We start from the raw sequence: 12536 nt of genomic DNA, 5'->3' as shown, positions 1-12536 counted from the left end.
GTGCCTTGGCGTAGCCATAGCCGGGCATGTCGACGAGGCGGAACACGATCGGCTTGCCAACATCGAAGAAGTTGAGCTCCTGTGTCCGGCCGGGCGTGTTCGACGTCCGCGCCAGACCGTTGCGATTAGTTAGCGCGTTGAGCAGCGACGACTTGCCGACATTCGAGCGGCCGGCGAACGCGACTTCGGGGTAATCGGGGTCGGGCAGGTGGATCAGCGCCGGCGCGGACTTCAGGAACGTGATCGGCCCGGCGAACAGCTTGCGCGCGGGCTCCACCAGGTCCGTCACTTGGCGGTGCCTGAACTCATCGCCGGATAGCGCATATAGAGCAGCTTCTGCTGACCGATCGAGATGATGTTCGACGCGACGTAGTAGAGCTGCAAGCCCGCGGCCAAGGGCGCGAAGATGAACATCATCACCCACGGCATCAGCATCATGACCTGCTGCGTCGTCGGATCGGTCGCGGCGGGGTTGAGCTTGAACTGCAGCCACATCGTCACGCCGAGCAGGATGGCGAGCACGCCCAGATGCAGAAAGCTCGGCGGATCGAAGGGCAGGATGCCGAACAGGTTGATCGGCGTCAGCGGATCGGGCGCGGACAGATCCTTGAGCCAGGCGATGAATGGCTGGTGCCGCATCTCGATGGTCAGCATCAGCACCTTGTACAGCGCGTAGAAGATCGGGATCTGCAGCACGACGGGCAGGCAGCCGGCGAGCGGGTTGACGCCTTCGGTCTTGTAAAGCGCCATTACCTCGCGCTGCATCTTCTCCTTGTCGTCCTTGTGTCGGTCCTGGATCGCCTTCATCTTGGGCTGGACGATGCGCATCGCCGCCATCGATGCGAACTGCTTGTTCGCGATCGGATACATCAGCAGGCGGATGGTGACGGTCAGCAGGATGATCGCGACGCCGAAATTGCCCACCAGCCGGAACAGCCAGTCGAGATAATAGAAGATCGGCTTCTCGACGATGCGGAACCAGCCCCAGTCGATCGCATAGTCCAGCTGCGGCGCGACGCCTGCGTCGGCATAGCGGTCGAGCACCGCCACTTCCTTCGCGCCCGCGAACAGCCGCGACGTGGTGGTCAGCATCTGGCCGGCCGGGAGCAATCGTTCCTGCATGGCGAAGTCGGCCTGGTACGCCTTGTTTGGACCGACGCGGAACTGCCCGTCAAAGGCCTGGCGCTGGTCGGGCACCAGCGCGGTGAGCCAGAACTTGTCGGTGAAGCCGAGCCAGCCCCCGGTCGAGCGGAAATTGCTCGCTCCGTCGTTGAGGTCGTCGAAGTCGGGGCCGTAATTGGCCTTTCCTCCGCCTGCCCACATCGGCCCCGCGTGCATGGTCCAGTAATCCGGTTCCTCAAAAGCCCCCGACCGGTTGACGAGACCGAACGGCGCGACCGAGACCGCGCCGGTGCTGGCGTTCAGCACCGTCTGGCGGATCGTGAACATATAGTCGTTATCAACCGCGAGCACGATCCGGAAGCGCTGGCCGGTTGCGTTGGCGGCATCGAGCGTCACCGGCTTGCCGGGCGCGAGCACCGTACCGCTCGCGCGCCATATGGCGTCAGGTGCCGGTCCGCCCCGCCAGCCGAGCTGGGCGAAATACGCGCCCGGCGCACCGGCAGGTGAGAGCAGCCGGATAGGCGGCGAGTCCGCCTTGAGCGACTCCTTGTGGCGTTTGAGCACCAGATCGTCGAGCCGCGCGCCCTTGAGGTTGATCGATCCGGCGAGTGCGGGCGTGTCGATGCGGATCCGCGGCGTCTCGGCCAGCACGGCGGCACGCGAGCGCGTCGCGGCGGGGCTGTCGGCGGTCGGGTCGGCGGACGGGTTCGCCACCGGCTTTGACTTGGCGTCGACGATCACTGTCGCGGGCGGAGCGGCCGGCGGCAGGACCTTGTCGACCACGACCTGCCAGCCGAGCAGGATGAGCGCCGCGAGGACCGCGAACAGGATGAAGTTGCGACGGTCTTCGGTCACTTATGGCATGCCCAAGTTAGGGTACGGGATCGGGGCCGAACGAACCCCAGGGATGGCAGCGCGCGACCCGCTTCAACGCCAGCCACCCACCCTTGACCGCCCCATAGCGGCGAAGCGAGGTGATTGCATAGGCGGAACAGCTGGGCTGGAAACGGCAGGTCGGCGGCAGGATGGCCGACGGGCCGACCTGCCAACCGCGAACGAGCAGGATTAGAAGGCGGGTCACCACGACTAACGGGCCACCTTCGCCAGCGCCTTGCCCAATTCGGTGCGAAGTTGCGCGAAGTTGCGTTCCACCCCGCCGGCGCGCCCGATCAGGACGTGATCCGCACCGCGTACGCCACTCAAGGGGAGCAGTTCGGCGGCAAGTGCGCGAAGACGGCGCTTCATGCGGTTGCGGACGACCGCGTTGCCGATCTTCTTGGTGACGGTGTAGCCGACCCGCATAGCAGGCGAGCCGTCCTGCCGATTCCGCACCAGGAGCACGAAGCCAGGCATCGGTGCGCGCTTGCCGCTGTTCGCCGCGAGGAAATCGCGACGCAGCGAAAGAACGCTTAGGCCGACAGCTTCTTGCGGCCCCGCGCCCGGCGTGCCCGGATCACCGCCCGGCCGCCGACCGTCGCCATCCGCGAGCGGAAGCCGTGACGGCGCGCCCGCACCAGGTTGCTCGGCTGAAAGGTCCGCTTCATCGGTCATTCCAATAGTCAGAAATAGAGAAAGGCCGCCCCGAAGACGGCCTGTTGATCGAAACGCATATTGAACGGGGAGCGCCAAGTCAACGCAAGCGGTCCTGTTCGACCGCGCGCCGGCGTTGTGCGCTGCCGCGCCGCAGCACCCGGTCGACCAGCGCGCCAGCCTTGGGCCAGCGTCGCTTGCCTTTGGCGAAATTCCGTCGTGCCCAGCGCGAATTGCGAAGCAGCAGGATCAATCCGCCGGCGAAGACGAAGACGCCGCCCGGACCCGGCAACAGGCCGACGATCGGCGCCAGGATGATCAGCAGGACCGCCAGCGCCAGCTGCAATGGTCGTGAAGCGGGCAGGCGAGGCATCAATCGCCATTTGGGCGTGGTGTGTTACCGGCGCAAGTCGCCGGCTTGCCCGTTTCGCCGAACCGAAAAGCCGGTAAGACAAGGCGGGCAAGGGGGACTGCATGGCGACGATCGTGTCCACGGTGGCGTATCTCGGGCTGGAGGCACGCGGCGTCGAGGTGCAGGTCCAGCTTATTCCCGGCCTGCCGGCGTTCAACGTCGTCGGCCTGGGCGACAAGGCAGTGGGCGAGAGCCGCGAGCGCGTGCGCGGCGCCATCGCCGCGATGGGACTGGCGCTGCCGCCCAAGCGGATCGCGGTGAACCTGTCGCCGGCGGACCTGCCCAAGGAGGGTTCGCATTTCGACCTGCCTATCGCGCTGGCGCTGCTCGGCGCGATGGGGCTGGTCGATGTCGAGGCGCTGGCGGACTACATCGTCGTCGGCGAGCTGGGGCTGGATGCACGCATTGCGCCGTCGCCGGGCGTGCTGCTCGCCGCGCTGCATGCGTCGGAGCAGGGCAAGGGGTTGATCTGTCCGGCCGCGCAGGGGGCGGAAGCGGCGTGGGCCGGGACTGTGGAGGTCGTGGCCCCGCCCGATCTGTTGTCGCTGCTCAATCACCTGAAGGGACAGGGACTGCTCGCCACGCCCGTGCCGGGCGAAGCGGACGAAGCGACCCACGGGCCGGACCTGCGGCAGGTCAAGGGACAGGAGACCGCCAAGCGCGCGCTGGAGATCGCGGCGTCCGGCGGCCATAACCTGCTGATGGTCGGGCCGCCGGGCGCGGGCAAATCGTTGATGGCGGCGTGCCTGCCCGGTATCCTGCCGCCGCTCGATGCCGCCGAGGCGCTGGAAGTTTCGATGGTGCAGTCGGTCGCGGGCACGCTGACGGGTGGCCGGCTGACACGGACGCGGCCGTTCCGCTCGCCGCATCATTCCGCATCGATGGCCGCGCTGACTGGCGGCGGACTGAAGGTGAAGCCGGGCGAGGTCAGCCTCGCGCATCTGGGGGTGCTGTTCCTCGACGAGCTGCCCGAGTTCAACCGCGCGGTGCTCGACTCGCTGCGCCAGCCGCTGGAGACCGGGACGGTGTCGGTCGCGCGCGCCAATGCGCACGTCACCTTCCCCGCGCGCGTGCAGCTGATCGCCGCAATGAACCCGTGCCGGTGCGGGCATCTGGGCGATGCGGGCCTCGCCTGCGCCCGCGCGCCGCGCTGTGCGGCAGATTACCAGACCAAGGTCAGTGGGCCGCTGCTCGACCGGATCGACCTGCACGTCGAGGTGCAGGCGGTCAGCGCCGCCGACCTGGTGCTGCCGCCGCCCGCCGAGGGATCGGCCGAGGTAGCCGCGCGCGTCGCCAAGGTGCGTGCGCTGCAGCGCGATCGTTACCGGGACGAGGCGGCCCGCACCAACGCCGAGGCCGATGGTGACCTGCTGGAGCGGGTCGCGACACCCGACGAGCCGGGGCGCAAGCTGCTCGCGCAGGCGGCGGAGGCGATGCGGCTGTCGGCGCGCGGCTATACCCGCATCCTGCGCGTCGCGCGGACGATTGCCGACATGGCCGGCAGCGACGGTGTTGGCCGGCTGCACGTCGCGGAGGCGCTCAGCTATCGGCGGCAGGGCCCCCGCGCCTGAAGCAGGTGCGCTTGACGCGACGCGCGCTTTGGTGAGTATTCGGGCCACGGCTGCGGGCAGGGGGCACCGCACCGATGCAAGGGGGGATTATCATGGAATGGATGCTGTTGCCGCTGAAGCGGTATTTCGAATTCTCGGGCCGTTCGCGGCGCAAGGAATACTGGATGTTCGTGCTGCTGCAGATGCTTATCTGGGTGGTGTTGACCATATTGACGGTGGCAGTCGCCGGTGGTGCCGGCATGATGGCGGGCGCGTCGGCCGATGGCGGCGCGAGCGGCATGCTGGGCGCGATGCTGGGGATGGGCATTCTGGGCATCGTCATGATGATCGTCTGGCTGGGCCTGCTGGTGCCATCGATCGCGGTCGCGGTGCGCCGCCTGCACGACACCAATCGATCCGGCTTCTGGCTGTTCCTGATGGCCGCCCCGTATATCCTAGGCTACATCATGGTCGTCGTCGGGGTGGCGAGCGAGAGCTCGACGCTGGCGGCCGTGGGCGGCATCCTCAGCCTCGCGGGTTTGATCGGCGCGATCGCGTTGCTCGTGTTCATGTGCCTGCCGGGCACGGTCGGGCCGAACCGCTACGGCGCCGATCCCAAGGCTGGTGAGCACATGGAAGCGAACGCGCCGACCGCCATCTGATCCGAGCCTTGCCGACGCGCGCCTGGCTCGGCTAGGGCGCGGCGGCATGCTCGTGCGGGCGTGGTGGAATTGGTAGACGCGCCGGACTCAAAATCCGGTTCCGCAAGGAGTGTGGGTTCGATTCCCACCGCCCGCACCATTGCGCAAGCGCGGCAGCCGGCTACGTCGGGCTGACTCGCGCAAGCGCGGACCGGCGGGAAGCGAGGCGCTCCCGTTCGACGTCACGACGCGGCTTTGCCGCGGCGCCCTTCCTGCGCGCGCTTCCATGCTGGTGTCGTAGTTGATCCGGCGCGGCCGACTGGGCCGCGGCTTCCGCCGGGAAGGGTGTACAACTTCGCATGGATGCTGAAACGAGTTCAGCATGACGAAGATACGGGATCGCTCAGGCCTTCCGCGTCTCCCTGGGCAATCCCTTGCTTGTCACCGTCCCCGCGCCGCCCGCCTGCGTCAGCACCTCGCGGCGGAGCTCGGGCGCGAAGGAGATGTGGCAGACGCCGCGGCTCACCTCCAGGATCAGCTGATCGAACACGAGCCACGACGCCTGCAGCATCCGTGCCGCCGCCGACGCGCTCAGCCCCGCCACCGTGAAGTCGACCGCGAGACCCTGAGCATGCGCGGAGTTGGGCACACCGCCGACCGCCTCGTTGACCCGCCTTGCGCGATACGCCGACTCGATCGTGATCGGGCGGTTGCCCAGCACCGCCCGGACCTGTTCCATGCCGAGCGCCGTCGTGCGCAGATTGGCGAGGTGCGCGGCGGTGGGCAGATTGGCGATATCCAGCGCGCGGGCGGCGTCGCTCGCGATCATCTCCGCCAGCGTGAAATGTCGCGACAATCTGGTCATGGTGGCGGGCTAGTCAGCCGGTCTCCCATTCGCAAGCGGCTCCCGCAAGCGGCTCGGTTGGCTTCCGCTCCACCCGCGCTATAGCATCGCGAAAACCAGGAGAGGCCATGAGCCCCGATTTCGACTTCGCGCTGGGTGAGAATGCGGACATGATCCGCGACACCACGCGCCGCTTCGCGACCGATCGGATCGCGCCGATCGCGGCGCGCATCGATGCCGAGGACTGGTTTCCGCGCGACGAGCTGTGGCGCGCGATGGGCGAGCTGGGGCTGCACGGGATCACGGTGGCGGAGGCGGATGGCGGGCTGGGCCTGGGCTATCTGGAACATGTCATCGCCTGCGAGGAAGTGTCGCGTGCGTCCGCTTCCGTCGGACTGTCTTACGGCGCGCATTCCAACCTGTGCGTCAATCAGATCGCGCGTTGGGCGTCGCCGGAGCAGAGGGCAAAATACCTTCCGAAGCTGATCAGCGGCGAGCATGTCGGCAGCCTGGCGATGTCGGAAGCCGGGGCGGGCTCCGACGTTGTCTCGATGAAGCTGAAGGCGGATCGGGTGCAGGGCGGCTATGTGCTCAACGGCACGAAATTCTGGATCACCAACGCCGCTTACGCCGATACGCTCGTAGTCTATGCGAAGACGGGGGAGGGTAGCCGCGGCATCACGACCTTCCTGATCGACGCGGACATGCCGGGCTTCGCGATCGGGCAGAAGATCGACAAGATGGGGATGCGCGGCTCGCCGACCGCCGAGCTGGTGTTCACCGACTGCGAGGTGTCCGACGCGCAGGTGATGGGGCCGGAGAATGGCGGCGTCGGCGTGCTGATGAGCGGGCTGGACTACGAGCGTACGGTGCTGGCCGGGATCCAGCTGGGCATCATGCAGGCGTGCCTCGACGTGGTGCTGCCGTACCTGCGCGAGCGCAAGCAGTTCGGGCAGGCGATCGGCTCTTTCCAGCTGATGCAGGCCAAGGTCGCGGACATGTATGTCGCGCTGAATTCGGCGCGGGCGTACGTCTATGCGGTCGCCAAGAGTTGCGACGCCGGCAGGACGACGCGGTTCGACGCGGCGGGCGCGATCCTGCTGGCAAGCGAGAACGCATTTCGGGTCGCGGGCGAGGCGGTGCAGGCGCTCGGCGGGGCTGGTTATACCAAGGACTGGCCGGTCGAACGCTTCCTGCGCGACGCCAAGCTGCTCGACATCGGTGCGGGCACGAACGAGATCAGGCGCATGCTGATCGGCCGCGAGCTGATCGGCGCGGTGGGCGTGGTGGCGCAGTGAGCGCGCCCGTTCTCGACTCGAAGATTGCCGCCGAGAGCGATGGCTTCAAGGCCAACGCCGCGCACAATCGAGCATTGGTCGATCAACTTCGCGCCGACGTCGCGCAGGCGGCGCTGGGCGGCAACGAGAAGTCGCGCGAGCGGCATACCTCGCGTGGCAAGCTCTTGCCTCGCGAGCGGGTGGAGCGGCTGCTCGACCCCGGCTCACCGCTGCTGGAGATCGGGCAGCTCGCCGCGAACGGCATCTACGATGACGAGGTGCCGGGCGCGGGCCTGATCGCCGGTATCGGCCGCGTTTCGGGCCGCCAGTGCATGATCGTGTGCAACGACGCGACGGTGAAGGGCGGGACATACTTCCCACTCACTGTGAAGAAGCATCTGCGCGCGCAGGAGATCGCGGAGGCGAACCGGCTGCCGTGCATTTACCTCGTCGACTCGGGCGGCGCCAACCTGCCGCACCAGGCGGAAGTGTTCCCCGACCGCGACCATTTCGGGCGCATCTTCTTCAACCAGGCGAACATGAGCGCCTTGGGCATCCCGCAGATCGCCTGCGTCATGGGCAGCTGCACCGCCGGCGGGGCTTATGTTCCCGCCATGTCCGACGAAACCGTGATAGTGCGCGGGCAGGGAACGATTTTTCTTGCCGGTCCGCCGCTGGTCAAGGCGGCGACGGGCGAAGTTATCTCGGCGGAGGAGCTGGGCGGCGCGGACACGCATGGCCGGCGCTCGGGTGTGGTCGATCACGTCGCGGAGAATGACGAGCATGCGCTGACGATCGTGCGCGACATCGTCTCGACGCTGCAGCCGCCGCGCCCGCCGGATGTGAACATGCGCGAGCCGCGCCCGGCGAAGTTCGACGTGGACGAGCTTTACGGGATCGTGCCGGCCGATGTGCGTGCGCCGTACGACGTGCATGAGGTGATCGCACGGCTGGTGGATGGATCCGAGTTTCACGAGTTCAAGGCGCTGTACGGGTCGTCGCTGGTGTGCGGCTTCGCGCATATCTGGGGCATTCCGGTCGCGATCCTCGCCAACAACGGCGTGCTGTTCAGCGAGTCGGCGCAGAAGGGCGCACATTTCATCGAGCTTGCCTGCCAACGCCGCGTGCCCTTGCTGTTCCTGCAGAACATCTCCGGCTTCATGGTCGGTGGCAAGTATGAAGCGGAAGGCATTGCCAAACATGGCGCGAAGCTGGTCACCGCCGTTGCCACCGCGTCCGTGCCCAAGATCACCGTGCTGATCGGCGGCAGCTTCGGCGCGGGCAATTACGGGATGTGCGGGCGGGCCTACAGCCCTCGCTTCCTGTTCACCTGGCCCAACAGCCGCATCAGCGTGATGGGCGGCGAGCAGGCCGCGTCGGTGCTGGCGACGGTGCATCGCGATGCGGATCGCTGGACGCCCGAGGAGGCGGAGGCGTTCAAGGCGCCGGTGCGGCAGAAGTACGAGGACGAGGGCAATCCCTATTATGCGACCGCGCGGTTGTGGGACGATGGCGTGATCGACCCCGCGCAGACGCGCGACGTGCTGGGGCTCGCCTTTGCTGCGACCTTGAACGCCGAAGTACCTGAAAGTGCGCGTTTCGGCGTATTCCGGATGTGATGGGAACGATGATGCTCAGTCTCTTGCTCGCCGCCGCTCAGACGGATCGCCTGCCGCCGGCCAACCCCGTTCCCTACTCTCAGCCCGAGGTCGCCAACGTCATGGCGCCGGTCGACGCGCTGCTCGCCGCGATCGCCGCGCGCGACGGGGCGGCGCTGTTGCGGCAGGTCCGCGCCGATGGCGGAGCCACTGCGGCGGTCGAGCGGGCGGACGGGACGCGATCCGTCAGGCGGATGAGTTGGGCCGAGTTCGCTGGCGGCGTGAAGCCGGGCGCGGAGCGGATGGAGGAGCGGCAGGGCTTTCCCGCGGTCGAGGTCGATGGCGATATCGCGATGGTGTGGGCGCCCTATACCTTCCTGGTGAACGGCACGGTGCGGCATTGCGGGACCAACCACTATGATCTGATCCGCGAGGGCGCGGGCTGGAAGGTGCTCAACGTCACCTGGTCGCAGCGTAGCACGGGGTGCGACGCACGGTGATCGGCTCGCTGCTGATCGCGAACCGCGGCGAGATCGCGTGTCGCGTGATCCGCACCGCGCGGCGGATGGGGATCCGTACGGTCGCGGTGTATTCGGATGCGGACGCGAAGGCGCTGCATGTCCGGCAGGCGGACGAGGCGGTGCATATCGGGCCGTCGCCGGCGCGCGAGAGCTATCTGGTCGGCGAGCGGATCATCGCGGCCGCACTTCAGACCGGGGCGGAGGCGATCCACCCAGGCTACGGGTTTCTCTCGGAAAACGCCGACTTCGCGCAGGCCGTGCTGGACGCCGGGCTGATCTGGGTAGGGCCAAAGCCGGCCAGCATCCGCGCCATGGGACTGAAGGACGCGGCCAAGGCGCGGATGATCGCGGCGGGCGTGCCGGTGACGCCGGGCTATCTTGGCGAGGACCAGTCGCCCGAGCGGTTGGCGCGCGAAGCCGACGCGATCGGCTATCCCGTGCTGATCAAGGCGGTGGCGGGCGGTGGCGGCAAGGGCATGCGCCGCGTTGAGAATGCGGGCGAGTTCGCCGACATGCTTCTCAGCTGCCAGCGCGAGGCGGCGTCGAGCTTCGGCAACACCCAAGTGCTGCTGGAGAAGTACATCCTCTCGCCGCGCCATATCGAGGTGCAGGTGTTCGGCGACAGCCACGGCAACGTCGTCCACCTCTTCGAACGCGACTGCTCGCTCCAGCGCCGCCACCAGAAGGTGATCGAGGAAGCGCCCGCGCCCGGCATGGACGCGGCGACGCGCGAGGCGGTGTGCGGTGCCGCCGTGCGCGCGGCGCAGGCGGTGGATTACGAGGGCGCGGGCACGATCGAGTTCATCGCCGACGCCAGCGACGGCCTGCGCGCCGACCGGATCTGGTTCATGGAGATGAACACGCGGCTGCAGGTCGAGCATCCGGTGACGGAGGAGATCACGGGGCAAGACCTGGTGGAGTGGCAGCTCCGCGTCGCCAGCGGCGAACCGCTGCCCAAGCGGCAGGATGAGCTGAGCATCGACGGCTGGGCGATGGAGGCTCGCCTGTATGCGGAGGACCCGGCAAAGGGGTTCTTGCCAAGTATCGGACGGCTGGATTGGCTGACGTTGCACGCGGGTTCAGGTCGAGTCGAGACCGGCGTCGAGCAGGGTGACGAAGTCTCGACTTTCTATGACCCGATGATCGCAAAGCTTGTCACGCACGCTCGCAGTCGCGAAGCGGCGATAGATGATCTTCTAGCAAAGCTCGCGAACATCAACGTCTGGCCCGTCCGCACCAACTCCGGCTTCCTTTTCCGCGCCGCTTCTAATCCATCCTTCAGATCAGGCGATGTAGATACTGGGTTTATCGGGAGCAATCTCGACGATTTGATAGCGCCGGACGTTCCCTCCGAGACAGCGCTTGAGGATGGGCTGGCTGTTCTCCGTTATCTTGATGGTGACTATGAACCAGATCCTTGGAACGGCGGCCTACCTGGTTTTCGAGCGAACCGGCAGTCAGCCACAGAGGCTCTATTGCTGGTGGATGGACGTCCGGTCGTCGCCTCAATCGAGAACATGCGGCCCTATGAGTTGCGCATCGACGAGCTTCCCAGTCTGGCTATCGTCAATGATCGAGGGCAAACATACGCAGTTGCTCCGTGGCGAGTGGGAGGCGCGACTGCCGGCGCGGCCGCTGACGGCGCGATCCTCTCCCCCATGCCCGGCCGTGTCATCGCGGTGGAGGTCGCAGCCGGCGATCGGGTGGCCAAGGGGCAGAAGCTCGTCACGCTCGAGGCGATGAAGATGGAGCATAGTCTGGTCGCGCCGTTCGACGGGACGGTGGCGGAGCTGAACGCCGAGGTTGGCGGGCAGGTGAGCGAGGGCGCGGTGCTGGCGCGGGTGGAGAAGGCGGAGTGAGGGTGCCTCATGTCCTCCGTCACCCTGAACTTGTTTCAGGGTCCATGCGCGACGCGGGCAACGAGCCCTACGCTTGGGGCAGACGTCTCGCATGGATGCTGAAACGAGTTCAGCATGACGGGCTGAGGCGACCCGCGTGACCGCGCAGACCCGAACCGACCTCCTCGACGGCATCCTGACGATCACCCTCGATCACCCGCCGATGAACGCGTTCACGCAAACGATGCTTGCCGAGCTGATCGCTGCCTTCGACTGCGCCGACGCCGATGACGATGTCCGCGCCGTGATCGTCACCGGCGCGGGCGAACGCGCGTTCTGCGCGGGGGCGGACCTGTCGGGCGGGGCCAAGACGTTCGACTATGCGCAAGGGGAGGGCTGGACGCCCGACAACCCAGTCCGCGCGGATGGCACAGTGGACTACGACCACCCCGGCATCCGCGATGGCGGCGGGCTGCTGAGCCTGCGCATCTTCGCGTGCAAGAAGCCGGTGATCGGCGCGATCAACGGCGCCGCCGCCGGGATCGGCACGACGATGACCCTGCCGATGGATTTCCGCCTTGCCGCGGATACCGCGCGGTTCGGCTTCGTGTTCGCGCGGCGCGGGATCGTGCCGGAGGCGGCGTCGAGCTGGTTCCTGCCGCGCCTCGTCGGCATCTCGACCGCGCTCGACTGGTGCTATTCCGGCCGCCTGGTGCCGGCGGAGGAGGCGCGGGCGGCGGGGCTGGTCCGCTCGGTCCATCCGGCGAGTGATCTGCTCCCCGCCGCGCGCGCGCTGGCGCTGGAGCTGACCGCGAACTCGTCGGCGGTGTCGGTCGCGCTGACCCGGCAGATGATGTGGCGGATGATGGGCGCGGGGCATCCGATGGACGCACACCGGCTCGACAGCCGCATGGTCTGGGCACGCGGCAGCAGCGACGACGCGCGCGAGGGCGTGCAGGCGTTCATCGACAAGCGCGCGGCAATCTATCCCGACCGGGTGAGCGAAGCCTGGCCAAAGGTTGCGCCGTGGTTGGCCGACCCGGAGTGGTGATCAGGCCGCCGGCTCCACCCGATACGCGATCGGCTTGAAGCTGCCGCCGTTGGACGCCAGCGCGGAGCAGGCGGTGAGCCCGATCACCAGGTCCATCTCGGCGCGGAAGACGATGTGGTCGCCCGCCTTCGACAGCGGCGGCTCGACGGTGA

General features: G+C 67.5%; 14 protein-coding genes, 1 tRNA gene and 1 pseudogene. 8 read left to right on the top strand and 8 right to left on the bottom strand.

Annotation, left to right across the window (positions count from 1 at the left end):
* The 6 genes from JWN21_RS06745 to JWN21_RS06720 form a co-directional block, all read right to left on the bottom strand.
* On the bottom strand, positions 1-289 hold a 289-nt coding region (locus JWN21_RS06745; RefSeq protein WP_299647526.1), incomplete at its 3' end, for a GTPase.
* Positions 286-1977, bottom strand: a complete 1692-nt coding sequence (gene yidC / locus JWN21_RS06740; protein ID WP_299647524.1) for a membrane protein insertase YidC — start codon at positions 1975-1977, stop codon at positions 286-288. The genes JWN21_RS06745 and yidC, both read right to left, overlap by 4 nt.
* Before the next feature lie 16 nt (positions 1978-1993).
* The gene (yidD, locus tag JWN21_RS06735; protein ID WP_299647522.1) at positions 1994-2206 is read right to left on the bottom strand and encodes a membrane protein insertion efficiency factor YidD; all 213 of its coding nucleotides are present in this window, start codon (positions 2204-2206) and stop codon (positions 1994-1996) included.
* A gap of 2 nt (positions 2207-2208) precedes the next feature.
* Positions 2209-2475: a ribonuclease P protein component gene (gene rnpA, locus JWN21_RS06730; RefSeq protein ID WP_299647520.1), complete on the bottom strand. Its 267-nt coding sequence runs from the start codon at positions 2473-2475 to the stop codon at positions 2209-2211.
* A 56-nt stretch (positions 2476-2531) separates the two neighbouring features.
* Positions 2532-2666 (bottom strand): 50S ribosomal protein L34, encoded by a 135-nt coding sequence (gene rpmH / locus JWN21_RS06725; RefSeq protein WP_017978410.1) that lies wholly within the window; start codon positions 2664-2666, stop codon positions 2532-2534.
* 86 nt (positions 2667-2752) lie between these two features.
* Positions 2753-3025 (bottom strand): hypothetical protein, encoded by a 273-nt coding sequence (locus tag JWN21_RS06720; protein ID WP_299647518.1) that lies wholly within the window; start codon positions 3023-3025, stop codon positions 2753-2755.
* Positions 3026-3126: 101 nt separating this feature from the next.
* Here JWN21_RS06720 and JWN21_RS06715 point away from each other — a divergent pair, with 101 nt between their 5' ends.
* From JWN21_RS06715 to JWN21_RS06705, 3 genes are all read left to right on the top strand, one after another.
* Positions 3127-4635 (top strand): YifB family Mg chelatase-like AAA ATPase, encoded by a 1509-nt coding sequence (locus JWN21_RS06715; RefSeq protein WP_299647516.1) that lies wholly within the window; start codon positions 3127-3129, stop codon positions 4633-4635.
* A gap of 92 nt (positions 4636-4727) precedes the next feature.
* The gene (locus tag JWN21_RS06710) at positions 4728-5276 is read left to right on the top strand and encodes a DUF805 domain-containing protein (RefSeq protein WP_299647514.1); all 549 of its coding nucleotides are present in this window, start codon (positions 4728-4730) and stop codon (positions 5274-5276) included.
* Between the two features lie 54 nt (positions 5277-5330).
* Positions 5331-5415: transfer RNA gene (locus JWN21_RS06705), tRNA-Leu, on the top strand.
* 243 nt (positions 5416-5658) lie between these two features.
* Here JWN21_RS06705 and JWN21_RS06700 read toward each other — a convergent pair.
* Positions 5659-6120 carry a D-Ala-D-Ala carboxypeptidase family metallohydrolase gene (locus tag JWN21_RS06700; RefSeq protein WP_299647512.1) on the bottom strand — a complete coding sequence of 154 codons (462 nt, stop codon included), beginning with the start codon at positions 6118-6120 and terminating at the stop codon, positions 5659-5661.
* 107 nt (positions 6121-6227) lie between these two features.
* On the opposite strand from JWN21_RS06700, the gene JWN21_RS06695 reads away from it, so the two are divergent.
* From JWN21_RS06695 to JWN21_RS06675, 5 genes are all read left to right on the top strand, one after another.
* On the top strand, positions 6228-7397 hold the full coding sequence (locus JWN21_RS06695) for an acyl-CoA dehydrogenase family protein (RefSeq protein ID WP_299647510.1): 1170 nt from the start codon (positions 6228-6230) through the stop codon (positions 7395-7397).
* Positions 7394-8995 (top strand): carboxyl transferase domain-containing protein, encoded by a 1602-nt coding sequence (locus JWN21_RS06690; protein WP_299647508.1) that lies wholly within the window; start codon positions 7394-7396, stop codon positions 8993-8995. The genes JWN21_RS06695 and JWN21_RS06690 overlap by 4 nt, the downstream gene beginning before the upstream one ends.
* Positions 8996-9006: 11 nt before the next feature.
* On the top strand, positions 9007-9474 hold the full coding sequence (locus tag JWN21_RS06685; RefSeq protein WP_299647506.1) for a hypothetical protein: 468 nt from the start codon (positions 9007-9009) through the stop codon (positions 9472-9474).
* A complete protein-coding gene (locus JWN21_RS06680) occupies positions 9471-11354 on the top strand; it encodes an acetyl/propionyl/methylcrotonyl-CoA carboxylase subunit alpha (RefSeq protein ID WP_299647504.1) in 1884 nt (627 codons plus the stop codon). The genes JWN21_RS06685 and JWN21_RS06680 overlap by 4 nt, the downstream gene beginning before the upstream one ends.
* 136 nt (positions 11355-11490) lie before the next feature.
* The gene (locus JWN21_RS06675; protein ID WP_299647502.1) at positions 11491-12384 is read left to right on the top strand and encodes an enoyl-CoA hydratase-related protein; all 894 of its coding nucleotides are present in this window, start codon (positions 11491-11493) and stop codon (positions 12382-12384) included.
* Here the strand turns inward: JWN21_RS06675 and JWN21_RS06670 are convergent.
* A pseudogene (locus tag JWN21_RS06670) lies at positions 12385-12536 on the bottom strand (urea carboxylase-associated protein); the annotation flags it as partial. It abuts the gene before it with no gap.

This window comes from Sphingomonas bacterium, from assembly GCF_028292945.1.
GTDB lineage: Bacteria > Pseudomonadota > Alphaproteobacteria > Sphingomonadales > Sphingomonadaceae > Sphingomonas.
Note: the sequence above shows the minus strand (reverse complement) of the source record. Positions and strands in the feature narration are given on the sequence as shown.

What these genes read in the sequence shown, in the direction of transcription:
- rnpA (WP_299647520.1), bottom strand. Translation starts at nt 2,475, where the DNA reads ATGCCTGGCTTCGTGCTCCTGGTGCGGAATCGGCAGGACGGCTCGCCT.
- rpmH (WP_017978410.1), bottom strand. Translation starts at nt 2,666, where the DNA reads ATGAAGCGGACCTTTCAGCCGAGCAACCTGGTGCGGGCGCGCCGTCAC.
- JWN21_RS06720 (WP_299647518.1), bottom strand. Translation starts at nt 3,025, where the DNA reads ATGCCTCGCCTGCCCGCTTCACGACCATTGCAGCTGGCGCTGGCGGTC.
- JWN21_RS06715 (WP_299647516.1), top strand. Translation starts at nt 3,127, where the DNA reads ATGGCGACGATCGTGTCCACGGTGGCGTATCTCGGGCTGGAGGCACGC.
- JWN21_RS06710 (WP_299647514.1), top strand. Translation starts at nt 4,728, where the DNA reads ATGGAATGGATGCTGTTGCCGCTGAAGCGGTATTTCGAATTCTCGGGC.
- JWN21_RS06700 (WP_299647512.1), bottom strand. Translation starts at nt 6,120, where the DNA reads ATGACCAGATTGTCGCGACATTTCACGCTGGCGGAGATGATCGCGAGC.
- JWN21_RS06695 (WP_299647510.1), top strand. Translation starts at nt 6,228, where the DNA reads ATGAGCCCCGATTTCGACTTCGCGCTGGGTGAGAATGCGGACATGATC.
- JWN21_RS06685 (WP_299647506.1), top strand. Translation starts at nt 9,007, where the DNA reads ATGCTCAGTCTCTTGCTCGCCGCCGCTCAGACGGATCGCCTGCCGCCG.